This is a genomic window from Paenibacillus sp. FSL H8-0315 (assembly GCF_038005365.1).
GTDB classification, from domain to species: Bacteria; Bacillota; Bacilli; order Paenibacillales; family Paenibacillaceae; genus Paenibacillus_AQ; species Paenibacillus_AQ odorifer.
On record NZ_JBBOTA010000001.1, the window covers coordinates 3,391,519 to 3,415,114 of the forward strand.

Sequence of the window (23,596 nt, forward strand, 5' to 3'; positions counted from 1 at the left end):
AAGAGGCTATGGTACAATAACTTGAGTGTTGTGAGAGGAGGTAGGGGATGAATCGGTTCATCCGGAATTCTGGTTTTTATTTGATTTTATTTTTAGTCGTGGTGGGTATTGTCCAGTTTGTGAGCAATGGAAATGAAGCCGCCGATTTCCCTAGATACGACGAGTTACGGCAGGAGATCAAGAACAACAATGTGAAGGATTTGACGGTTCAGTTTGAGGGTAATGCCTTTCTGGTCACAGGCGAGTATAGAGAGCTGCCTGCCGATACTAAATCGAAAAGCTTCTCCACATATATTCCTCCTACAGATGCCGCTATCAATGAACTGATTCAAGCCAGCGATGTTAATGGGATTGAATTAACTCAGAAGAAAATGGAAGGTACCAGCATTTGGCTGACATTCCTTTCTTCAATTATCCCACTGGTAATTATGTTCATCTTGTTCTTCTTCCTGTTTAACCAGGCGCAAGGTGGCGGCGGTAAAGTCATGAATTTCGGCAAGAGCAAGGCTCGGTTATATAATGAAGAGAAGAAGAAAATCAGCTTTGAGGATGTAGCAGGGGCGGACGAAGAGAAGCAAGAGCTTGTCGAAGTCGTTGAGTTCCTAAAAGATCCACGCAAATTTGCAGCTGTTGGCGCACGTATTCCTAAGGGCGTATTGCTTGTAGGTCCTCCGGGAACAGGTAAAACATTGCTTGCCCGTGCGGTAGCAGGTGAAGCTGGCGTTCCTTTCTTTAGTATTTCCGGTTCTGACTTTGTGGAAATGTTCGTGGGTGTCGGTGCTTCTCGGGTACGTGATTTGTTCGAGAATGCTAAGAAGAATGCTCCATGTATTATCTTCATTGATGAAATTGATGCTGTGGGTCGTCAGCGTGGTGCCGGTCTTGGTGGCGGACATGACGAGCGTGAACAGACGCTTAACCAATTGCTGGTTGAGATGGATGGATTCGGTGGTAACGAAGGCATTATTATTGTAGCGGCGACTAACCGCGCTGATATACTTGATCCGGCATTGCTTCGTCCAGGACGTTTTGACCGTCAAATTACGGTTGACCGTCCTGATGTGAAAGGCCGTGAAGCTGTACTTAAGGTTCACGCTCGTAACAAACCGCTTACGAAAGATGTAAGACTGGATGTTGTTGCTAAACGCACAACCGGATTCACAGGTGCTGATCTGGAGAATCTGCTGAATGAGGCAGCTTTGCTAGCTGCACGTCGTAACCGTAAAGATATTTCCATGATTGAAGTGGATGAAGCTATTGACCGTGTTATCGTAGGTACTGAGAAACGCAGCCGTGTGATCAGTGACCGCGAGAAACGTATTGTAGCTTATCATGAAGCAGGCCATACTATTGCTGGTTACTTCCTTGAGCACGCCGATATGGTGCATAAAGTTACTATTATCCCACGCGGACGTGCAGGCGGATATGTTATTATGCTTCCGAAGGAAGATCGGATGATCGTTACCAAGCAGGAGCTTTTGGATAAGGTTACTGGATTACTTGGTGGACGTGTTGCTGAAGAATTGTTTATTGGTGAGATCGGTACGGGTGCATACAGTGACTTCCAACAGGCTACGCGCATCGTGCGTGCCATGATTATGGAGTACGGTATGAGCGATAAGCTTGGACCTATGCAGTTCGGATCTTCTCAAGGTCAAGTATTCTTGGGTCGTGATATTGGGCATGAACAGAATTACAGTGACTCCATTGCTTATGAGATTGATCAGGAAATGCAGAACTTTATTACTTCGAGTTACGAACGTTGTAAAGATCTGTTGATCAAACACTCCAAAGAAATGCACTTGATTGCCAATACATTACTTGAGAAAGAAACACTTGAGCTTGATCAGATCACACAACTGATTGAACAAGGATTCCTTTCCGAGGATGGTAAACCAGAGGGTGGCGAAGGTGTTGCCCATGAAGTTGGCGAGCCTGTCATCGACAATATCGGTGATGTGCGAGTTCGCATTCAAGGCAAGCCTGAGGATGAACAGTCCACACTTCCTGACCTATCGAAGGATATCCCGAATAACCCTGATTCTGAGGGTAATGACGGTTCTGACGATGACAATAAAGGTGGGGGCACTAGCCTTACCTAATTGGGTCCACCATTCATATGATGTAAATTTATCCGGAGAACGTAACTGTTCTCCGGATTTTTTATTTTAATTTTTAAGGGATTCTATGCCTTAAAGCCTGTCCAGTTACATTGACAGGGGCTGGAACGTTGTGTACATTAGTGATTAATATTACTTACTATTTATATCAGCATGTTCATTTTTTCACCATGATGGCGCATGCCATTTGATAACATCATGTCGGCGAAAAGCCGCGAGGATTTAAGGGGGAGAACAATCGGTGGAAGCTCTGGCGCTTGAGCGCAAGCAGGAACAGAATCGAGAACTTCGTATACGTCTTGAACAGCTTAAAAAGGAACGAAACGCAATCATTTTAGCTCATTATTATCAACGTGATGAAATTCAGGAGGTTGCCGATTTCCGGGGCGACTCTTTTTTACTCGCTCAGAAGGCTGCAGAGACAGATGCAGAAGTTATTGTATTCTGCGGTGTTCATTTCATGGGGGAAAGTGCAAAAATTCTAGCCCCGAACAAAACCGTCCTTATTCCTGATGAACGTGCAGGCTGTCCAATGGCAGATATGGTCAATGTAGACGGTTTGCGTAAGCTAAAAGCTCAACATCCAAATGCTAAAGTAGTCACTTATATCAACTCGTCCGCCGAGATTAAAGCAGAAACCGATATTTGTTGTACCTCTGCTAATGCTGTGAAAGTAATCGAATCCCTTGATGCCGAAGAGATTATTTGGGTCCCAGATAAGAATCTTGGTCAATATGTACAAGATCAGACGGGCAAGAAGCTGATTATTTGGGAAGGCTATTGCAACACTCACGACATGTTGACCGTCAAAGATGTAGTAGAAATGAGAGCAAAATATCCAGATGCGGAATTTGTAGTTCATCCAGAGTGTCGTCCTGAAGTAGTCGCCATGGGTGACTATGTAGGCAGCACTACATCAATTCTGGAGTATTGCCGGAAATCGGATCGTAAGCAATTTATCGTTGGAACGGAAGATGGTACCGGATATCAGCTTCGTAAGGATAGTCCAGATAAAGAATTCCATTTTGCTACCAAATTTCTTGTTTGTCCTAATATGAAAGTTAATAATCTAAAAAAACTGGTGAAATGCCTGGAGACGATGAAGCCACAAATCTATGTACCGCCTGCTGTCGCCGACAAAGCCAGAACATCCCTAGAGCGCATGCTACAAGTCCGGTAGCATGCGCTACTCTTTCGTTGAAACAGGTGAAAAGCGGTCATGATTCCACAATATTTGGTTGATTTTGATCTTCGGGATATTCCTACGGTAAAGACAGATTGTATTGTTATTGGTTCAGGGATTGCCGGGTTATTCACGGCTATTAAAGCCAGTGAAGATCGGCGTGTCATAATGATCACAAAGAAATCAGTAATGGAAAGTAATACTCGCTATGCACAGGGGGGGATCGCAGCTGTTATAGCTGAGGATGATTCCCCTGCTTACCACCGGCAGGATACCTTAATGGCCGGAGCAGGTCTTTGCTCCTCAACAGCTGTCGATGCACTTGTTAATGAAGGGCCGGAAGGCGTTCATGAGTTAATACGCTTAGGAACTCTGTTTGATAGGGAAGATGGGGTATTGGCTTTGACTCAGGAAGGAGCGCACAGCCACCGCCGTATTTTGCATGCTAATGGGGATGCTACAGGTTATGAGATTGTTCGTGCATTGGCGGAACAGGTAGCCGAACATGAGAATATCGAGGTCTGGGATGATCATTATGTTATCGATCTCATCACTGAAGGTGGAGAATGTGTAGGTGCATTATTGCAGCGGCCCGGTGGTGGTCGTTTGTTCCTGCAAGGAGATGCAACCATTTTGTGCTCTGGTGGAGCAGGACAGTTATATCGTTACACCACCAACCCTGAAGTAGCTACAGGAGATGGTGTAGCGATCGCCTATCGCGCTGGGGCTCATATACGAGATATGGAATTTATTCAATTTCATCCTACAGCACTTAGTTACCCAGGAGCTCCTAGATTTTTAATCTCCGAAGCTGTGCGTGGGGAAGGAGCAGTCTTGCGCAATATTAATGGAGAACGGTTCATGGAACGTTATCATGACCTGCTTGAGCTAGCTCCGCGGGATATTGTAGCACGAGCCATTGTAAATGAAATGGAACATACTAAATCAACGTTCGTTTATTTGGATATTACACATGAATCTCCAGAGATGGTGAAGCATCGGTTTCCCACAATATATGAGACATGTATGGGCTATGGACTGGATATTACAAGTGATTGGATTCCAGTGGCTCCCGCTGCGCATTATATGATGGGGGGGATTAAGACCGATCTGAATGGAGAGAGCACTATCCCACGTCTGTTTGCTTGCGGAGAGGTTTCCTCCACAGGCCTGCATGGCGCTAACCGTTTAGCTAGTAATTCATTATCTGAGGCCATTGTATTCGGACAGCGTATTATTGATCGGATTCATGAGCTTTCCCCGCTGGACCGTGATGTTTTATCGGTTAACAGTAACGAGGGACGTGTAGATTCGCCAACTCAAGCTATTGTGGAACGTCGTTTGAAGCTACAGAAGGTAATGGTTCGATATGCCGGACTACGTCGTAACGAAGAGATGTTACTTAAAGGACTAGATGAATTAAAACGACAGCTGCCAATCTTTGGATCAGCATTGTCCAAACGTGAGGAATATGAATTTGCTAATATGCTGACCTGCTGTTTGCTTGTGACAGAGTCTGCTCTGGCACGGGAAGAGAGCCGTGGGGCACATTACCGTGAGGATTATCCGCAGCGGGATGATGATCAGTGGCGTAAGCACCTGCTTCAAATTCGCGAACTGGGAATAGTGGAGGAATTAAGCGATGATGTTTAATGGTTACAATGAAGAGCTAGTACAATCCATCAAGGCTTGGTTGCGGGAAGATGTTGGTTCCGGAGATGTAACCACGCAGATGACGATTCCAGTGGGCCATGAGTCCAAAGGGATTATTCATGCCAAGGAAGACGGTATAATTTGTGGCATTCCAATTGCAGAGCTGGTCTTTGAAATTGTGGATCCGGCACTTAGTTTTACAGCCCTTGTCGAAGAAGGCCAAGCTGTAACTAAAGGGACAGTAATTATTGAGGTTGAGGGCAGCACACATGCGATTCTAACAGGTGAGCGGCTTGCGCTTAACTTGATGCAGCGTCTTTCGGGTGTGGCATCACGTACAGCTTCTTTCGTGCAGGTGCTGGAGGGATTACCGACTCGTCTAGTGGACACACGTAAGACAACACCAGGTCACCGGATGCTGGAGAAATATGCTGTTCGTATTGGTGGAGGCTTTAATCACCGTTTTGGGTTATATGATGCAGTTATGATCAAGGATAATCATATCAAAGGCGCAGGTGGTATTCGGCAGGCTGTAGGTCGTGCCCGGAAGAACATCCCGCATACGATGAGCATCGAAGTGGAGACCGAGAATTTAGAGCAAGTCGAAGAGGCGCTGGCAGCAGGTGCTGATATTATAATGCTCGATAACATGTCTAACAATATGATGAAGCAAGCCGTGGCTAGGATTAAATCGAAAGCTCCGCATGTTAAGACAGAGGCTTCTGGCAATGTATCGTTAGAAACCTTACGCGGGATTGCTGAAACGGGTGTGGATGTGATTTCTGTCGGGCGCCTTACGTACTCCTTCTCCAGTCTGGATATCAGTCTAGACCTTAATGCCAAGAAGGAAGGGCCTTTGTCATGATGCTTGCTGTCGATATCGGTAATACCAATATTGTTCTCGGTGTATATAGAAAACGCGAATTGCTGCATCATTTTCGGCTAAGTACTGCGCGTCAATCGACCGTGGATGAATATGGAGTAATGATACACAATCTTTTTCACATGTCAGGTATATCTGTCAAAGACGTTGAAGGTGTAATTATATCTTCGGTTGTTCCGCCACTAGTTAAGACTATTGAGGATATGTGTATTAAATATATAGGGAAAGACCCATTGATTGTTGGACCAGGAATTAAGACGGGGCTTAACTTACGTTATGAGAATCCGCGTGAAATTGGCGCAGACCGGATTGTTAATGCAGTTGCTGCGATTGAACAATACAAATGTCCACTTGTCGTTGTTGATTTTGGTACGGCTACGACTTTTGATTGCATTGATGCAGGTGCTAATTATCTTGGTGGCGCGATTGTCCCCGGTCTAGGCATTTCAACGGAGGCATTATACCAGCGGGCATCTAAGCTGCCGCGAATTGAATTGGAGAAGCCTAAAAAGGTCATCGGGCGTAATACGGTGCACGCGATGCAGGCCGGGATTATTTTTGGCTATGCGGGTCAGGTTGAGGGCATTGTTAAACGAATTAAAGTCGAGATGAACGCTCCCGAACTGAAGGTTATTTCGACCGGAGGCCTTGCCTCGCTAATTGCGGGTGAAACGGACTGTATCGATGAAGTAAATCCTATGTTAACGCTAGAAGGATTAAGAATTATTTACGATCGTAACCAATAAAGATAAAGAAGCCTAAAAGGCGAAGAGATAGGAGGGCTATGCACCCAATGGAAAAAAAGAAGGATCGACTAATCCGCGGCACGGCTCTTAATGGTAAAGTGAGAGCGTTTGCTGCCCGCACAACTGAATTGGTTGAAGAACTAAGACGCAGACACGATACGTATCCAACGGCTACAGCCGCAATGGGACGTACAGTTACCGCTGCAGCCATGATGGGCGCTATGCTCAAGGGTAGTGAGAAGCTGAGTATTATGGTTAAAGGGAATGGACCGATCGGACAAATCGTTGCAGAATCCAATGCATTGGGAGAAGTGCGTGGTTATGTGCATAATCCTCACATTCATTTACCGAGCAATAGCATGGGGAAGCTGGATGTAGCTGGAGCGGTGGGAACTGAAGGGTTCATTGATGTTATAAAAGATTTAGGTATGAAAGAGCCGTACAGAGGTAGTATTCCTATTATCTCCGGGGAGCTTGGCGATGATTTCACCTATTATTTTGCGGTTTCTGAGCAAACTCCAGCTGCGGTCGGCCTAGGTGTACTGGTAGATACCGATGAGTCAGTAATTGTGGCTGGAGGATTTATTGTTCAGCTTCTTCCTGGTCTGACTGATGCGGAGATCACAGAGATTGAAAAAGCTGTAGGGGCGATGCCTTCTGTAACAGCGCTTCTCGATCAGGGGCTGGAGCCAGAAGAAATGCTGCGCTACCTGTTGCCGGATGCAGTGGTTATGGATGAACTGGATATTAACTTTGCTTGTCAGTGTTCGCGTGAGCGGGTAGAGCAGACATTGGTTAGCTTAGGACGGGATGAACTGGAGAGATTAATTGCAGAAGATGAACAGGCTGAAGTCGTATGCCATTTTTGCAATGAGGCTTATGTTTTCAATAAGGACGATTTACAGGTCATTTTAGAACAAGCGAATTCGTAGGGTATTGGGATGATGACGAGACAGGAACGTGCACTTCGCAATACGGTTATTATTCTAGCTGTTGCAACTTTAATGCTCGGGGGTCTATTATTCTGGAGTTTGCGCGCCATGGCCCTTCTTAAAGGAGATACAACAGACAATGAATCACCGGATGTAGCGACTGCAGGCGGACAACCGATAACGGATCAGCAGTGGATGGATGAGCTCAAAAAAAAGCATGGAGAAGAAGTGTTAATCAGTATGCTTAACCATATTGTCGTGAACATGGAAGCTAAGGCATTAGGAATTACCGTGACAGACGATGAGGTTAAGCAGGAACTGGCACGCACTATAGTTGGGTACGAATCAGAAGCGCAATATTATGCTCAAATGCAATCTCAGCTCGGATTATCTCGTCAGGAAGTGTTCGCAGAGACAGCTTATCGTCTGTCCTTACAAGCGATAGCCACGGTGGGCATTACAATCAGTGATGCCGATATAGATGCTTATTTAGAGCAAAATGCCGAGCGCTTCATTCCAAAAAAGGAAATGCAGCTTTCTATGATCAAGGTCTCATCCTATGAGGAAGGCCAGCAGGTAATGGATCGCTTGGAACAGGGTGAGGATTTCGCTGATTTGGCTAGGGAAGTGTCTATTGATGATGAGAGTCGGCAGCACGGAGGCAGCTTAGGCAAAGTAGAGGAAGATGACCCTTTTTGGCCAGAGGGAATGTTAAAGACTGCCGCTGGATTGGATGTGGGTGATATAGCCGGTCCAATCGAGACAGGGGAAGACTTCGCCATTATCCGCTTGGAGAGTATTCACTCTCCAGAAATGCCGGATCAGAAAGAAATTCGGGCGCTTGTACGTCAAGAGCTGGCTTTGGAGCAAGCCCCTCCCTTGCAGCAGGTGGAAAGCGATTTACGCAATAAATATGAGGTATCAATAAATATTGACAACAGCCTGCAAGATTGATAATATGATATTAACGTAAACCCTACCGTTTTAGTCGGAAATAACTGACGGTGGTCAACAATTTAAACTCCATACACAGAAGCATAAAGTCATAATTTACGTTCTTATATCGCATTTATCATTCTAAGGAGGTTTTTGCTCATGGCTAAAGTCGTTAACAACGTAACAGAATTGATCGGAGGTACTCCGCTCGTTCGTTTGAATCGTCTGGCACAGGAAGGCTCCGCAGATATTTATTTGAAATTGGAATATCAGAACCCGGGATCAAGCGTAAAAGACCGGATTGCAATCAGCATCGTGGAAGAAGCTGAGCGTGAAGGTCTACTGAAACCGGGAGGTACGATTGTAGAAGCTACTAGTGGTAACACTGGTATCGGCCTGGCACTTGTAGCTGCTGCTAAAGGTTATAAAGCAGTTATCGTAATGCCGGAAACAATGAGCTTGGAGCGCCGTAATCTCCTTCGCGCATATGGAGCGGAATTGGTGCTGACCCCAGGATCGGAAGGTATGAATGGTGCGGTTAAGAAAGCAGACGAAATTCTGAAAGAGAACCCAAGCTATTTCCCATCCGAGCAATTCAAGAATAAAGCGAACGTGAAGATTCACCGTGAGACTACTGGACCTGAAATTATTGACGCTATTGAATCCATCGGCGGTCCTTTGGATGCTTTTATTGCAGGTATCGGAACAGGCGGAACGATCACTGGTGCGGGTGAAGTGCTGAAAAGCCAATATCCTGATATTAAGATCTATGCTGTAGAACCTGCTGCTTCCCCAATCTTGGCTGGAGGCAAACCAGGTCCTCACAAAATCCAGGGTATCGGAGCTAACTTCATCCCTGAGATTCTGAACCAAGATATTTATGATGAAATCATCCACGTTGAGAATGATGAAGCTTTCGAAACTGCACGTCGTGTAGCTAAAGAAGAAGGCGTCTTGTCTGGTATTTCTTCAGGTGCTGCTGTATTTGCCGCTCTTAAAGTAGCTAAAGATTTAGGCCCTGGCAAAAAAGTAGTAGTCATTATCCCAAGTAACGGCGAACGTTACCTGAGCACACCACTTTACAATTTCGAAGCGTAATTGTTTGCAATAACGTAAATCTATAAGAGTCTTCATACCACTTTTTTGGTGGTGATGGAGACTCTTTTCGTTGATTTAAAAGGCATTTAGTACTTTGCATATATGGCAGGCTAGACGTGGTAATTTTATTATTGTTGAAAAAAGCTCTGGTTTTTGCAGAAAACGAAAAAATCATAATAATTTCCTATCGCTGAGGGCTTTTCAATAATGCCTTAAGTACAGTATACTGACAGGCAATATACTACTGACGATTGGACAAAACTAAGCAAATGCTTACGAAGCGAGTTTTATTGCGAAGTGATGTCTACGAAGTAATGGCTTCATAAAACTTTTAGGAGGATGGCTTTGGAAATCATAACAACCTGGAACGAGTGGGAACAATGGGCTGCTGAAGACTGGAGCATGTTTCCCTTGATTATAAAATCCCCCCGGTGCACCAACGAATTACCCGCGTCCTGGGAGAAAGCCTGGGAGTTAGCTTCCCAGTATTCTGTAGTTTTAGAAAGTGGTAAGGGTGGCCGTTATACGTACTTGGGCTTAAATCCTGTTTCGATATTGAAGGGCAAGGAGGATAACGCGGAAGTATTTAGCTTCCCTACTGAATCTTTGGAATCAGCATCAGTGAACGAGGAGAGGACACCTGAGGCAACAACACTGCATGGACAACCGCTGGAGCTACTGCAGCAATGGATGTCGGATTTTACGTCGCCTAAGTTAAAGGTTGAAGATGTTCCTCCTTTCTCTGGTGGATGTATTGGATTCCTTGGTTATGATGTGGTTCGTTCTTTGGAACGATTGCCGTCTCTTGCCCAAGATGATCCTGATTTTCCTGATTATCTTTTTATGAGGTTTGACGAGATATGGATTTATGATCACGAAGAGCATGTGCTGTATTGTGCTGTCCACGTTCCAGTTCCAGCAGACTGTGGGCTGGAGGATCTGCAAAATCTCTATCTTGGCAGTATAGAACAGGCTGGACAAATGGTAGAGCAGTGGCAGCTGATATCTTCAGCTGCAGGATTGGATGATGAGGCCGTGGGCAGCATTGAGGCCCTTACAGTTTCATCAGGAGAGTGGCCGGGCATGGCCTCGGCTTTCTCGCCTGAGAAGTTTCAGCAGGCAGTGCTGGACGTTCAGGAATACATCCGCCAAGGCGATGTCTTCCAAGTGAACCTCTCGCTGCGCCAGGAGGCGCAGCTGAAGTCCTCGCCGGAGGATGTTTACGAGTGGCTGCGCAAGCTCAACCCGTCCCCGTACATGGGGCTCTTGCGGTCGCCCGGCTTCGCGCTGTCCAGCGCCTCACCAGAGCTGCTCGTCAAGCTGCATGGGGACAAAGTGAGCGCCCGGCCCATCGCCGGCACCCGGCGCCGGGGACTCACTCCCGCGGAGGATGCCGCCATGGAGGCGGAGCTTCGCGGGAGCGAAAAAGAGATCGCCGAGCATATCATGCTTGTCGATCTGGAACGCAACGACATCGGACGTGTCGCTGCATACGGTTCCGTCAGCGTGCCGGAGCTGATGACGGTGGAGCGCTACTCTCATGTGATGCATCTCGTTTCGCAGGTAGAGGGCCAGATTGCGCCGGATAAAGACGCTTATGCGGTTATTGCAGCTTTATTCCCGGGGGGAACCATCACAGGGGCTCCCAAGGTAAGGACAATGGAGATTATCGAAGAACTGGAGCCGGTTCGACGGGGACCCTATACAGGTTCGATGGGTTTTATTGACTATAACGGCAATATGGAATTAAATATTATTATAAGAACGCTGGCTGTAAAAGACGGGGTCGGATATATTCAGACAGGTGCCGGCATAGTGATCGATTCTGATCCCTACCGTGAATACCGTGAATGCCATAATAAAGCCAAAGCGGTAGTGAAGGCAGTACTCTGTAGTGAACTGCAGCAGGAATTGCCAGCTACCAGCGGAGCCGAAGGGGGAGTAGCACTGTGATCTTGGTCATCGATAATTATGATTCCTTTACGTATAACCTCGTACAGTATTTAGGTGAGCTTGGGGAAGAGGTTAAAGTGCACCGCAATGATGAAATTACCATCGAAGAGATTGAAAAACTGGCACCTGACCATATTCTGATTTCACCAGGCCCATGTACACCAAATGAAGCGGGAATTAGTCTGGAATTGTTGCATCATTTCAAGGGGATCATTCCGATCTTCGGCGTATGCCTTGGACATCAAGCGATTGGACAAGCATTTGGTGGCAATGTCATCCGTGCTGAGCGTTTGATGCATGGGAAGACATCGCCTATTTACCATAACGGGACCTCAGTTTTTGAAGGTCTGGAGTCTCCATTTACAGCTACCCGATATCATTCACTGATTGTAGAGCGGGAGAGTCTCCCAGATTGCTTGGAGATTACGGCTGAGACTGAAGAGGGGGAGATTATGGCATTGCGCCATAAAGAATACCCTATTGAAGGTGTGCAGTTCCACCCGGAATCTATTATTACGGATCATGGTCATACGATGCTGCGTAATTTCTTGAAACGGAGAGCCGGAGAAACGGCATGAAATATATAGGATTTAACAATGGTGTCATTGACGCCCGAGAAGCCGTGGTTTCTGCCTTGGATCACGGCTTTTTGTACGGCATTGGCTTGTTCGAAACCTTTCGGACCTATGGGGGAGTTCCCTTTTTGCTGGAGCGTCATTTGAAGCGTATGGCAGAGGGGTGCAAGGAACTGGGCATTCCATTTGAGGCAGAAGCGGCACATCTACTTGACTGGATTAAGCGCGTCATGGACAAAAATGAATTAAAAGAAGCTTATATACGCTATACCGTAACAGCCGGTGAGGATATTCTCGGATTACCTGCTGGTGATTATCAAAAGCCCAATCATTTGTTGTACATCAAAGCGCTGCCGAAAGTACCAGATAAGCTTAACAGTGAAGGCAAAGAGCTGCAGCTGTTGTCCTTGCGGCGTAATACTCCTGAGGGAACAGTGCGATTCAAGTCGCTGCATTATATGAATAACATTCTGGCTAAGCGTGAGCTTAGAGGGTATGCTTCTGCGGCAAATGGTGCTGAAGGACTAATGCTGACGGCAGAAGAATTTATTGCGGAGGGCATTGTCAGCAACATCTTTTTTATTAAAAACAACAGGCTCTATACCCCAGATCTCACCACAGGCATTCTTCCGGGAATTACCCGGGAAATGGTGCTGGAGCTGGCTCTTAGTGCAGGCCTTAGTGTTGAAGAAGGAACATATCACTGGGAGCAGTTGAAAGCTGCTGATGAAGTGTTTCTTACCAATTCCGTACAAGAAATTGTTCCTGTTACCGGGGTGTGGCACGGAGATGCAAGATTTACTATAGGTACTGGCCAGTGTGGAACAATTACTGCTGGCTTGATTTCATTATATAGAGATAGGACGGCGATTGCGAAATGAGACCAGTCCTCTTTAAGCGGACATACCGTTGTGGAAATACAGACTTGGAGTTAGGAAATCGAACATTGATTATGGGCATCCTTAATGTTACCCCTGATTCTTTTTCAGATGGAGGACTTTGGGATCATCCGGACAAAGCCGTTGAGCATGCGCTGCGTATGGCTGCAGAGGGTGCTGATATTATTGATATCGGCGGTGAATCTACTCGTCCTGGTCATCAACCGGTGGGACTTGAAGAGGAGTTAGCCCGTGTATTGCCTGTGATCGAGAGTATTCATAAGGCGGCACCTCATCTTCCGTTATCCATCGATACCTATAAAGCTGAGGTAGCCCGCCAAGCTATGGCTGCGGGTGCCCATATCATTAATGATATATGGGGTTGTAAGGCTGATCCGGAAATGGCGGCAGTGGCCGCTGCTGCTGACTGTCCTATTATTTTGATGCATAACCGGCAGGACCGTAATTATACGAATCTGAGTGCGGATATGTCGGCTGACCTTAAGGAAAGTATTGATCTTGCGTTAGCCGCAGGTGTTAAGCCGGCCAATATCATATTGGATCCAGGTATCGGCTTTGCTAAGGATTATAATGAAAACCTGCAGGCAATGATGCTTTTAGACGGGTTGACTGAGTTAGGCTATCCGTTGTTACTGGCGACATCCCGCAAAAAATTCATCCGCACGGTACTTGATTTGCCGTCTGATGATGTTGTGGAAGGCACCGCAGCTACAGTAGCTTTTGGTATTGCTCAGGGTTGCCAGATCGTACGTGTACATGATGTATCTCTAATTAAACGAACGGTTAAGATGTGTGATGCGATGTTGTATGCTGCACCTCCAGTGGTGCGTGAATAGCTATATTTTACGAAAAAGGGCGGATTAATCATGGATAAAATGACAATGCATCGCATGGAATATTACGGATACCACGGTGTATTTGAGGAAGAGCGTAAGCTGGGACAACGTTTTTACATTGATTTAGAGCTTGAGCTTGATTTGCAGGGTGCGGGCTTGAATGATGATTTGAATCAAACTGTGAATTATGCTGAAGTTCATGAATTAGTCAAAAATATTGTCGAAATAAAGTCTTTTAAGTTGATTGAAGCTTTGGCAGAATATATTGCATCCTCCGTACTGGACACTTATACTGTTATCAATGCAGTAACGGTTAAGGTAACTAAACCTCATCCGCCTTTCGACATTCATTTTCAGGGAGTGACTGTAGAGCTGCGCAGAACTAGAAAGTGAGAACAAGGTCCATGAATATACATTCCACCTCTGAAGAATCAGAGGCTTATATTGCTTTAGGGGCTAATTTGGGTGACCGCGAGGGCACACTGTCAGAGGCTTTGAACAGACTGGACGCTCATGATGAAATATCGGTGGTCCGCTGCTCCAAAGTTTACGAGACAGAGCCAGTAGGTTATTTAGATCAGCCGCAGTTTCTCAATATGGCAGCAGCTTTGCGAACGACACTTGCGCCCGAGTCCTTGCTGGAAGTGATGTTGGGGATTGAAACGCAGCTGGGTCGTATCCGGGATATCCGCTATGGACCGAGAACGGTAGATTTGGATTTGTTGTGGGTTGAGGGTCAGGTACTCGATACACCACATTTAACGTTACCGCATCCACGCATGTTAGAGCGTGCTTTTGTATTGTTTCCGCTCAGTGACATCGTTCCACAGAATGAACAATCTTCCGGACTTCGCAAGCTGATTACAGCAGCGCTTCAAGACATAGACGGGAAGGAAGGAATTCGGTTGTGGACAACAAGCGTTTGGGACGGAGGGTCAGGGCATTCCGTAAGCTAAAAGGGTATACTCAACAGGATCTTGCGGATCTTGCCGGAATTTCCTTGGCTGTGCTTGGTGCAGTCGAGAGGGGTAACAGACGATTAGAAGATCAAATTTTAGATAAAATTGCGAATGTTCTAGGGGTTACAACAGAAGAGCTTGTGGATCCCAACTCATAATTTCCAAGAATTAAAAGGCAGGAAGTGATACGAATGCTGAAGATTGGCGATATCGAGATGAAAAATCAGGTTGTTCTGGCACCTATGGCTGGCGTGTGCAATCCGGCTTTTCGTCTGATCGCTAAGGAATTTGGTACAGGTCTGGTCTGTGCGGAAATGGTAAGCGATAAGGCCATTATTCACGGAAATACACGTACTCGCGAAATGTTGTTTGTAGATGAACGGGAGAAACCGCTTAGTTTGCAGATTTTTGGCGGGGATAGAGCATCACTGGTGCAAGCAGCTAAAGTCGTTGATAAAGAAACCCATGCTGATATTATCGATATCAATATGGGATGCCCAGTGCCAAAAGTGACTAAATGTGATGCGGGAGCCCGCTGGCTTTTGAATCCCGACAAAATCTATGAAATGGTCTCTGCGGTTGTCGATGTTGTCGATAAACCGGTAACCGTGAAAATGCGGATTGGCTGGGATAGCGACCATATTTTTGTCGAAGATAATGCGCGTGCGGTTGAACGTGCCGGGGGTAAGGCTGTCAGCGTACACGGTCGTACCCGCGAGCAGCTTTACACAGGCCATGCGGACTGGAACTACATCAAGATGGCAAAAGAAGCAGTTTCCATTCCCGTTATCGGCAACGGAGATGTTAATACACCTGAAGATGCTCGGGCTATGTTGGATCAGACTGGCTGCGATGGCGTAATGATCGGGCGTGGAGCACTAGGTAATCCTTGGATGTTGTATCGTACGATTCAATATTTGAGCACCGGCGAGCTTATGCCTGAACCTGGTTTGGATGAGAAGATTAAGGTTGCTATTCTTCATATGGATCGTCTGGTAGCTCTTAAGGGAGAAGCTGTAGCTGTCCGTGAGATGCGTAAGCATATGGCTTGGTATTTAAAAGGCTTGAAGGCTGCCGCTAGAGTGAAGGATGTCCTTATGACAGAAACAAAACGCGATGGAATGGTGAGGATATTGAATGATTTTGTCGTTCAATTAAAGCATGAAGAAGAGAGCAAGGGCATTGAAATGTCTTCTTCTGCTGTATAATCGCCTTTTTTCTGCTGATATTTGAACACATCTGACTTTATATGTGGTGTCATTGACATTTTGTAGCGGTTCCAATATAATTTCACAGTATAAAATCGCCGTTACAGTAAGAGCAATGCAGCAGGGAGGGTTCTTATCCTTCTAGATTAGCATATAGTATGGTGTTTTCAATAATTGTATACGACAGGAGAATCGGTTGAGATGAGCGATAAAGAAGTCATCCTTACGCCGGACGGGCTAAAACGTCTGGAAGATGAGCTGGAGACCCTCAAATCCGTAAAACGCCGTGAGGTTGCTGAACGGATTAAGGTAGCGATTGGCTACGGAGATATCAGTGAGAACTCGGAGTATGAAGACGCGAAGAATGAGCAAGCTTTTATCGAAGGACGCGTTCTCACTTTGGAGAAGATGCTTCGCAACGCGCGTATCATCAATAGCGACGAGATCGTTACTGACGTAGTAAGTATTGGTGTTACTGTAAGTGTCGAGGATTTGGAATATGGGGACACTATGGAGTATACGATCGTAGGTACAGCAGAATCTGATCCACTGAATAACAAGATTTCCAACGAAAGTCCGGTAGGCAAAGCTATTATCGGAAAAAAAATAGGTACGGTAGTTGATGTTTCTACACCTGCAGGAGTTATTCAATATAAAATTCTCGATATCAGAATGAAGTAATATACAGACCTTAATGTCTGTAAATAGATGTGCTGCCATATGTATTAGTCATTTCACTGTACATAGGTAGATAAGGGAACATGTTTGGGAAAGCTTCCTTAGGGAAGCTTTTTTCAAATCATCCAGAAACGATAGGTAAAACAAACTGCTTATATTTTGAGCTGGAACGGGACTGTCCTCTAACTATGGAGACGGAGCCGTTTCTTCTTGTGTATATGATATTACTGAGTTATAAGGGGATGAATCGCATGACCGAGGAAATGAACAATGTGGACAATGCAGAGAACGAACTTAGTGAGCTTTTGCAGATCCGCCGTGCCAAACTGGACGAGCTAAGAGGACTTGGTATTGATCCTTTTGGCAAAAAATACGAGCGCACAGCTAACGCTGGCGATATCGTAGCTAAGTATGATGGACTTTCCAAAGAGGAATTGGACGAGCTTTCTGTTGAAGTGAGCATTGCTGGGCGTATTATGGCAAAACGCGTTATGGGTAAAGCCAGCTTTGCGCATATCCAGGACCTTAGCGGAAGAATTCAGCTTTATGTTCGTCAAGACAGCATTCCTGAAACTCAATACGCGGCGTTTAATGTTCTCGATCTGGGAGATATTATCGGCGTTCGTGGAACAGTATTCAAAACCAAAACAGGCGAGACCTCCATCAAAGTGCATAATCTCGAAGTCTTGTCCAAGTCCCTGCTGCCACTTCCTGAAAAATATCATGGTCTTAAAGATGTAGAACTGCGTTATCGCCAGCGCTATGTTGATTTGATTATTAATCCGGAAGTTCAACAGACCTTTATTGCCCGTTCAAGAATTATTCAATCGATGCGTCGTTATTTGGATTCACTTGGTTATCTTGAAGTTGAAACACCTACACTTCATACGATCGCCGGTGGAGCAGCTGCGCGTCCGTTTATTACTTACCACAACACACTTGAAATGCAGCTGTATATGCGGATTGCTATCGAGCTTCACTTGAAACGCCTTATCGTTGGCGGTTTGGAAAAAGTGTATGAAATCGGCCGTGTCTACCGTAACGAGGGAATGTCGACTCGTCATAATCCAGAGTTCACTATGATTGAGTTGTACGAAGCATATGCCGACTACAAGGACATCATGAATCTCACGGAGAATATGATTGCACATATTGCCCAAGAGGTATTAGGTACACAACTGCTGGATTACCAAGGCAAAGAGGTAAATCTGTCTCCAGGATGGCGTCGTGTAACTATGGTTGATGCTGTTAAAGAAGTAACCGGTGTTGATTTCAGCGTTCACATGACAGATGACGAAGCACAAGCTTTGGCAAAAGAACATCGTGTGCCTGTTGAGAAACATATGACGTTCGGTCATATCCTTAACGCTTTCTTCGAGCAATTTGTAGAGGAAACTCTAATTCAGCCAACCTTTGTAATGGGACACCCTGTTGAGATTTCACCACTTGCGAAGAAAAACGATGAGGATCCACGCTTTACCGATCGTTTTGAGCTGTTTATTGTGGGTCGTGAGCACGCTAATGCATTTAGTGAATTGAATGATCCGATTGACCAACGTCAACGCTTTGAGGCACAGATCCAGGAGAAAGAGCAAGGTAATGACGAAGCTCATGAGATGGATGATGATTTCATCCGCGCCCTGGAATATGGTATGCCGCCTACTGGCGGACTGGGAATCGGCGTAGACCGTTTGATCATGCTGCTTACCAATTCTGCATCGATTCGCGATGTATTGCTGTTTCCACATATGCGTAACCGTACTGAATAGTATCTATAGAACACAGGGCTTAAGGGAGCTGTCTAAGGGCAGTTCTCTCAGCTACTGTTGATTAGAAGCAGTGCTTTCACTTCATCGCTCCTATAGAATGTAGAGATTTAATATTAGTTTCAAAAAAACTCTTGCAATGCATCTCCATACATGATATATTCTAAGTCCGGCCAAGAAGTACACATGCCGAGCTCGAAAAAGAAGTTAAAAAAAGAGCTTGACATTAAATAGCCGAACATGATATAGTATAAGAGTTGCTGCTGAGACATTAAACGGCGCCAACGAGAACTTGATCTTTGAAAACTGAACAACGAGTGAGTGGGAAATCACGTAAGTGAAATCCAAATTAGAGAATTAATTTTCTCGTCAGATGTTTCAAAATGAGCATATCGCTCTTTTCAATACTAATTGGAGAGTTTGATCCTGGCTCAGGACGAACGCTGGCGGCGTGCCTAATACATGCAAGTCGAGCGGAGTTATTTTGAAAGCTTGCTTTCAAAATAACTTAGCGGCGGACGGGTGAGTAACACGTAGGCAACCTGCCCTTCAGACTGGGATAACTACCGGAAACGGTAGCTAATACCGGATAATTTCTTTTTTCTCCTGAGAGAAGAATGAAAGACGGAGCAATCTGTCACTGAGGGATGGGCCTGCGGCGCATTAGCTAGTTGGTGGGGTAACGGCCCACCAAGGCGACGATGCGTAGCCGACCTGAGAGGGTGAACGGCCACACTGGGACTGAGACACGGCCCAGACTCCTACGGGAGGCAGCAGTAGGGAATCTTCCGCAATGGGCGAAAGCCTGACGGAGCAACGCCGCGTGAGTGATGAAGGTTTTCGGATCGTAAAGCTCTGTTGCCAGGGAAGAACGTCCGGTAGAGTAACTGCTACCGGAGTGACGGTACCTGAGAAGAAAGCCCCGGCTAACTACGTGCCAGCAGCCGCGGTAATACGTAGGGGGCAAGCGTTGTCCGGAATTATTGGGCGTAAAGCGCGCGCAGGCGGCTATTTAAGTCTGGTGTTTAAACCTTGGGCTCAACCTGAGGTCGCACTGGAAACTGGGTGGCTTGAGTACAGAAGAGGAAAGTGGAATTCCACGTGTAGCGGTGAAATGCGTAGATATGTGGAGGAACACCAGTGGCGAAGGCGACTTTCTGGGCTGTAACTGACGCTGAGGCGCGAAAGCGTGGGGAGCAAACAGGATTAGATACCCTGGTAGTCCACGCCGTAAACGATGAGTGCTAGGTGTTAGGGGTTTCGATACCCTTGGTGCCGAAGTTAACACAGTAAGCACTCCGCCTGGGGAGTACGGTCGCAAGACTGAAACTCAAAGGAATTGACGGGGACCCGCACAAGCAGTGGAGTATGTGGTTTAATTCGAAGCAACGCGAAGAACCTTACCAGGTCTTGACATCCCTCTGAATCTGCTAGAGATAGCAGCGGCCTTCGGGACAGAGGAGACAGGTGGTGCATGGTTGTCGTCAGCTCGTGTCGTGAGATGTTGGGTTAAGTCCCGCAACGAGCGCAACCCTTAACTTTAGTTGCCAGCAAGTAATGTTGGGCACTCTAGAGTGACTGCCGGTGACAAACCGGAGGAAGGTGGGGATGACGTCAAATCATCATGCCCCTTATGACCTGGGCTACACACGTACTACAATGGCCGGTACAACGGGAAGCGAAGCCGCGAGGTGGAGCCAATCCCATCAAAGCCGGTCTCAGTTCGGATTGCAGGCTGCAACTCGCCTGCATGAAGTCGGAATTGCTAGTAATCGCGGATCAGCATGCCGCGGTGAATACGTTCCCGGGTCTTGTACACACCGCCCGTCACACCACGAGAGTTTACAACACCCGAAGTCGGTGGGGTAACCCGCAAGGGAGCCAGCCGCCGAAGGTGGGGTAGATGATTGGGGTGAAGTCGTAACAAGGTAGCCGTATCGGAAGGTGCGGCTGGATCACCTCCTTTCTATGGAGAATCGTTCTCTGCAATGAGAACATTCAAATCGGAAGTTTAACTTCCACAAACTCAGGTTTAGGCCTGTTACTCACTCGTTGCTCAGTTTTGAGAGTTTAAGCTCTCAAGTAAGACTTGATCCTTGAAAACTGGATACCGAAACGAATTTGCGTTTTAGAACATCTTTTAGCAACTTGTGTAAACAAGTAAATGTTATTAGTGAGATGATTCCAAAGAGAATGTCATCGTATGATATTTTCCTGCGGAAAAATCAAGGTTAAGCTAATAAGAGCACACGGAGGATGCCTAGGCGCCAGGAGCCGACGAAGGACGTGGCGAACAACGAAACTGCCTCGGGGAGCTGTAAGCAAGCTTTGATCCGGGGGTGTCCGAATGGGGAAACCCAGCTGTGGTAATTCGCAGTTACTCATTTCTGAATACATAGGAAATGTAGAGGCAGACCAGGGGAACTGAAACATCTAAGTACCCTGAGGAAGAGAAAACAATAGTGATTCCGTCAGTAGCGGCGAGCGAACGCGGAACAGCCTAAACCTAAGAGCTTGCTCTTAGGGGTTGTGGGACGTCTCACATGGAGTTACAAAGGAATATGGTAGGTGAAGAGGTCTGGAAAGGCCCGCGATAGAGGTAAAAGCCCTGTAACCTAAACTGTGTTCTCTCCGAGACGGATCCCGAGTAGTGCGGGGCACGTGAAACCCCGTATGAATCCAGCAGGACCATCTGCTAAGGCTAAATACTACCTGGCGACCGATAGTGAAACAGTACCGTGAGGGAAAGGTGAAAAGCACCCCGGAAGGGGAGTGAAATAGAACCTGAAACCGTGTGCTTACAAAAAGTCAGAGCCCTATTAATGGGTGATGGCGTGCCTTTTGTAGAATGAACCGGCGAGTTACGTTTAACATGCAAGGTTAAGCCGAGAAGGTGGAGCCGCAGCGAAAGCGAGTCTGAATAGGGCGAATTAGTATGTGGACGTAGACCCGAAACCGTGTGATCTACCCCTGTCCAGGGTGAAGGTGCGGTAACACGCACTGGAGGCCCGAACCCACGTACGTTGAAAAGTGCGGGGATGAGGTGGGGGTAGCGGAGAAATTCCAATCGAACTCGGAGATAGCTGGTTCTCCCCGAAATAGCTTTAGGGCTAGCCTCGGTATAAGAGTAGTGGAGGTAGAGCACTGATTGGGTGCGGGGTCCGCAAGGATTACCAAGCTCAGTCAAACTCCGAATGCCATATACTTATTGCCGGGAGTCAGACAGTGAGTGCTAAGATCCATTGTCAAAAGGGAAACAGCCCAGACCATCAGCTAAGGTCCCCAAGTGTGTGTTAAGTGGGAAAGGATGTGGAGTTGCACAGACAACCAGGATGTTGGCTTAGAAGCAGCCACCATTGAAAGAGTGCGTAATAGCTCACTGGTCGAGTGACTCTGCGCCGAAAATGTAACGGGGCTAAACACACCACCGAAGCTATGGCTAGATACGTATGTATCTGGGGTAGGGGAGCGTTGTGTAGGGGTTGAAGGTGTACTGAAAAGAGCGCTGGACACTACACAAGTGAGAATGCCGGTATGAGTAACGAAAAGATCAGTGAGAATCTGATCCGCCGAAAGCCCAAGGTTTCCTGAGGAAGGCTCGTCCGCTCAGGGTAAGTCGGGACCTAAGGCGAGGCCGAAAGGCGTAGTCGAAGGACAACAGTTTGAAATTACTGTACCACCGTAATCCGCTATGAGCGATGGGGTGACGCAGGAGGGTAGTGACGCGGACTGATGGATGTCCGTCTAAGCAGTGAGGCTGATGTGTAGGCAAATCCGCACATCATTAAGGCTGGGCTGTGATGGGGAGCGAAAATTATAGTAGCGAAGGTCATGATCTCACACTGCCAAGAAAAGCCTCTAGCCAGGAGAAGGTGCCCGTACCGCAAACCGACACAGGTAGGCGAGAAGAGAATTCTAAGGCGCGCGGAAGAACTCTCGTTAAGGAACTCGGCAAAATGACCCCGTAACTTCGGGAGAAGGGGTGCCCCGGTAGTGTGAATAGCACGAGGGGGCCGCAGTGAAAAGGCCCAAGCGACTGTTTAGCAAAAACACAGGTCTGTGCGAAGCCGCAAGGCGAAGTATACGGGCTGACGCCTGCCCGGTGCTGGAAGGTTAAGGGGAGTGGTTAGGGGTAACCCGAAGCTATGAACCGAAGCCCCAGTAAACGGCGGCCGTAACTATAACGGTCCTAAGGTAGCGAAATTCCTTGTCAGGTAAATTCTGACCCGCACGAATGGCGTAACGACTTGGGCGCTGTCTCAACGAGAGATCCGGTGAAATTTTAATACCTGTGAAGATGCAGGTTACCCGCGACAAGACGGAAAGACCCCATGGAGCTTTACTGCAGCTTGATATTGAATTTGGGTACGATCTGTACAGGATAGGTGGGAGCCGTAGAAATCGGAGCGCAAGCTTCGGTGGAGGCGCCGTTGGGATACCACCCTGATCGTATCTAGGTTCTAACCTAGTGCCCTTACCGGGTACGGGGACCGTGTCAGGCGGGCAGTTTGACTGGGGCGGTCGCCTCCTAAAGAGTAACGGAGGCGTTCCAAGGTTCCCTCAGAATGGTTGGAAATCATTCGCAGAGTGCAAAGGCATAAGGGAGCTTGACTGCGAGACCTACAAGTCGAGCAGGGACGAAAGTCGGACTTAGTGATCCGGTGGTACCGCATGGAAGGGCCATCGCTCAACGGATAAAAGCTACCCTGGGGATAACAGGCTTATCTCCCCCAAGAGTCCACATCGACGGGGAGGTTTGGCACCTCGATGTCGGCTCATCGCATCCTGGGGCTGAAGTAGGTCCCAAGGGTTGGGCTGTTCGCCCATTAAAGCGGTACGCGAGCTGGGTTCAGAACGTCGTGAGACAGTTCGGTCCCTATCTGTCGTGGGCGCAGGAAATTTGAGAGGAGCTGTCCTTAGTACGAGAGGACCGGGATGGACGTACCGCTGGTGCACCAGTTGTTCCGCCAGGAGCATGGCTGGGTAGCTACGTACGGACGGGATAAGCGCTGAAAGCATCTAAGCGTGAAGCCCCCCTCAAGATGAGATTTCCCAATTAGTAAGACCCCTTGAAGACGACGAGGTAGATAGGTTGGAGGTGGAAGTGCAGCAATGCATGGAGCTGACCAATACTAATCGGTCGAGGGCTTATCCTATACTTAGAATGCAGA

18 protein-coding genes and 2 rRNA genes are annotated in these 23,596 nt (G+C 47.0%); all 20 read left to right on the forward strand.

The annotated features are described in order from the left end of the window. The first annotated feature begins 47 nt into the window (after positions 1 to 47). Positions 48 to 2,102 (forward strand): ATP-dependent zinc metalloprotease FtsH, encoded by a 2,055-nt coding sequence (gene ftsH, locus MHB56_RS14785; RefSeq protein ID WP_038568034.1) that lies wholly within the window; start codon positions 48 to 50, stop codon positions 2,100 to 2,102. Between the two features lie 259 nt (positions 2,103 to 2,361). After that, a complete protein-coding gene (gene nadA / locus MHB56_RS14790) occupies positions 2,362 to 3,300 on the forward strand; it encodes a quinolinate synthase NadA (RefSeq protein ID WP_036678753.1) in 939 nt (312 codons plus the stop codon). A gap of 39 nt (positions 3,301 to 3,339) precedes the next feature. After that, on the forward strand, positions 3,340 to 4,956 hold the full coding sequence (gene nadB, locus MHB56_RS14795; protein ID WP_341143707.1) for an L-aspartate oxidase: 1,617 nt from the start codon (positions 3,340 to 3,342) through the stop codon (positions 4,954 to 4,956). Continuing rightward, the gene (nadC, locus tag MHB56_RS14800) at positions 4,946 to 5,821 is read left to right on the forward strand and encodes a carboxylating nicotinate-nucleotide diphosphorylase (RefSeq protein ID WP_076186819.1); all 876 of its coding nucleotides are present in this window, start codon (positions 4,946 to 4,948) and stop codon (positions 5,819 to 5,821) included. The genes nadB and nadC overlap by 11 nt, the downstream gene beginning before the upstream one ends. After that, entirely contained in the window at positions 5,818 to 6,585 is a 768-nt protein-coding gene (locus tag MHB56_RS14805) for a type III pantothenate kinase (RefSeq protein WP_036678745.1), read from the forward strand. Before nadC ends, MHB56_RS14805 begins: the two co-directional genes overlap by 4 nt. A 47-nt stretch (positions 6,586 to 6,632) precedes the next feature. Further along, positions 6,633 to 7,517 (forward strand): Hsp33 family molecular chaperone HslO, encoded by an 885-nt coding sequence (gene hslO / locus MHB56_RS14810; RefSeq protein ID WP_341143708.1) that lies wholly within the window; start codon positions 6,633 to 6,635, stop codon positions 7,515 to 7,517. Positions 7,518 to 7,526: 9 nt separating this feature from the next. Next, positions 7,527 to 8,471, forward strand: a complete 945-nt coding sequence (locus MHB56_RS14815; protein ID WP_081390648.1) for a peptidylprolyl isomerase — start codon at positions 7,527 to 7,529, stop codon at positions 8,469 to 8,471. 141 nt (positions 8,472 to 8,612) lie between these two features. Continuing rightward, on the forward strand, positions 8,613 to 9,551 hold the full coding sequence (cysK, locus tag MHB56_RS14820; RefSeq protein ID WP_036678737.1) for a cysteine synthase A: 939 nt from the start codon (positions 8,613 to 8,615) through the stop codon (positions 9,549 to 9,551). A 339-nt stretch (positions 9,552 to 9,890) separates the two neighbouring features. Further along, a complete protein-coding gene (locus tag MHB56_RS14825; RefSeq protein ID WP_445667744.1) occupies positions 9,891 to 11,504 on the forward strand; it encodes an anthranilate synthase component I family protein in 1,614 nt (537 codons plus the stop codon). After that, positions 11,501 to 12,082 (forward strand): aminodeoxychorismate/anthranilate synthase component II, encoded by a 582-nt coding sequence (gene pabA, locus MHB56_RS14830; protein WP_036678733.1) that lies wholly within the window; start codon positions 11,501 to 11,503, stop codon positions 12,080 to 12,082. The genes MHB56_RS14825 and pabA overlap by 4 nt, the downstream gene beginning before the upstream one ends. Further along, the gene (locus tag MHB56_RS14835; protein ID WP_076130082.1) at positions 12,079 to 12,960 is read left to right on the forward strand and encodes an aminotransferase class IV; all 882 of its coding nucleotides are present in this window, start codon (positions 12,079 to 12,081) and stop codon (positions 12,958 to 12,960) included. Before pabA ends, MHB56_RS14835 begins: the two co-directional genes overlap by 4 nt. Next, positions 12,957 to 13,814, forward strand: coding sequence for a dihydropteroate synthase (gene folP / locus MHB56_RS14840; RefSeq protein WP_076186830.1), 858 nt, complete (start codon positions 12,957 to 12,959; stop codon positions 13,812 to 13,814). Before MHB56_RS14835 ends, folP begins: the two co-directional genes overlap by 4 nt. A gap of 30 nt (positions 13,815 to 13,844) precedes the next feature. Beyond that, the gene (gene folB / locus MHB56_RS14845) at positions 13,845 to 14,207 is read left to right on the forward strand and encodes a dihydroneopterin aldolase (protein ID WP_076138480.1); all 363 of its coding nucleotides are present in this window, start codon (positions 13,845 to 13,847) and stop codon (positions 14,205 to 14,207) included. 11 nt (positions 14,208 to 14,218) lie between these two features. Next, entirely contained in the window at positions 14,219 to 14,770 is a 552-nt protein-coding gene (folK, locus tag MHB56_RS14850; protein ID WP_036678725.1) for a 2-amino-4-hydroxy-6-hydroxymethyldihydropteridine diphosphokinase, read from the forward strand. Beyond that, complete coding sequence (locus tag MHB56_RS14855; protein WP_076099929.1) at positions 14,722 to 14,931, forward strand: helix-turn-helix domain-containing protein; 210 nt, start codon at positions 14,722 to 14,724, stop codon at positions 14,929 to 14,931. Before folK ends, MHB56_RS14855 begins: the two co-directional genes overlap by 49 nt. 33 nt (positions 14,932 to 14,964) lie before the next feature. After that, entirely contained in the window at positions 14,965 to 15,981 is a 1,017-nt protein-coding gene (dusB, locus tag MHB56_RS14860) for a tRNA dihydrouridine synthase DusB (RefSeq protein WP_341143709.1), read from the forward strand. A gap of 201 nt (positions 15,982 to 16,182) precedes the next feature. Further along, positions 16,183 to 16,662: a transcription elongation factor GreA gene (gene greA / locus MHB56_RS14865; RefSeq protein ID WP_036678719.1), complete on the forward strand. Its 480-nt coding sequence runs from the start codon at positions 16,183 to 16,185 to the stop codon at positions 16,660 to 16,662. 248 nt (positions 16,663 to 16,910) lie between these two features. Further along, complete coding sequence (lysS, locus tag MHB56_RS14870; RefSeq protein WP_038573979.1) at positions 16,911 to 18,428, forward strand: lysine--tRNA ligase; 1,518 nt, start codon at positions 16,911 to 16,913, stop codon at positions 18,426 to 18,428. A 405-nt stretch (positions 18,429 to 18,833) separates the two neighbouring features. After that, positions 18,834 to 20,391: ribosomal RNA gene (locus tag MHB56_RS14875) — 16S ribosomal RNA — on the forward strand. Positions 20,392 to 20,654: 263 nt separating this feature from the next. Beyond that, positions 20,655 to 23,581, forward strand: a 23S ribosomal RNA gene (locus MHB56_RS14880). Together the 16S and 23S rRNA genes form the textbook arrangement of a ribosomal RNA operon. The last annotated feature ends 15 nt before the right edge of the window (positions 23,582 to 23,596 follow it).

Excerpts from the sequence above, each read along its gene's own strand:
- ftsH (WP_038568034.1), top strand. The coding sequence starts at position 48 with ATGAATCGGTTCATCCGGAATTCTGGTTTTTATTTGATTTTATTTTTA.
- nadB (WP_341143707.1), top strand. The coding sequence starts at position 3,340 with ATGATTCCACAATATTTGGTTGATTTTGATCTTCGGGATATTCCTACG.
- nadC (WP_076186819.1), top strand. The coding sequence starts at position 4,946 with ATGATGTTTAATGGTTACAATGAAGAGCTAGTACAATCCATCAAGGCT.
- MHB56_RS14805 (WP_036678745.1), top strand. The coding sequence starts at position 5,818 with ATGATGCTTGCTGTCGATATCGGTAATACCAATATTGTTCTCGGTGTA.
- hslO (WP_341143708.1), top strand. The coding sequence starts at position 6,633 with ATGGAAAAAAAGAAGGATCGACTAATCCGCGGCACGGCTCTTAATGGT.
- MHB56_RS14815 (WP_081390648.1), top strand. The coding sequence starts at position 7,527 with ATGATGACGAGACAGGAACGTGCACTTCGCAATACGGTTATTATTCTA.
- cysK (WP_036678737.1), top strand. The coding sequence starts at position 8,613 with ATGGCTAAAGTCGTTAACAACGTAACAGAATTGATCGGAGGTACTCCG.
- MHB56_RS14825 (WP_445667744.1), top strand. The coding sequence starts at position 9,891 with ATGGCTTTGGAAATCATAACAACCTGGAACGAGTGGGAACAATGGGCT.
- MHB56_RS14835 (WP_076130082.1), top strand. The coding sequence starts at position 12,079 with ATGAAATATATAGGATTTAACAATGGTGTCATTGACGCCCGAGAAGCC.
- folP (WP_076186830.1), top strand. The coding sequence starts at position 12,957 with ATGAGACCAGTCCTCTTTAAGCGGACATACCGTTGTGGAAATACAGAC.
- folB (WP_076138480.1), top strand. The coding sequence starts at position 13,845 with ATGGATAAAATGACAATGCATCGCATGGAATATTACGGATACCACGGT.
- folK (WP_036678725.1), top strand. The coding sequence starts at position 14,219 with ATGAATATACATTCCACCTCTGAAGAATCAGAGGCTTATATTGCTTTA.
- dusB (WP_341143709.1), top strand. The coding sequence starts at position 14,965 with ATGCTGAAGATTGGCGATATCGAGATGAAAAATCAGGTTGTTCTGGCA.
- greA (WP_036678719.1), top strand. The coding sequence starts at position 16,183 with ATGAGCGATAAAGAAGTCATCCTTACGCCGGACGGGCTAAAACGTCTG.
- lysS (WP_038573979.1), top strand. The coding sequence starts at position 16,911 with ATGACCGAGGAAATGAACAATGTGGACAATGCAGAGAACGAACTTAGT.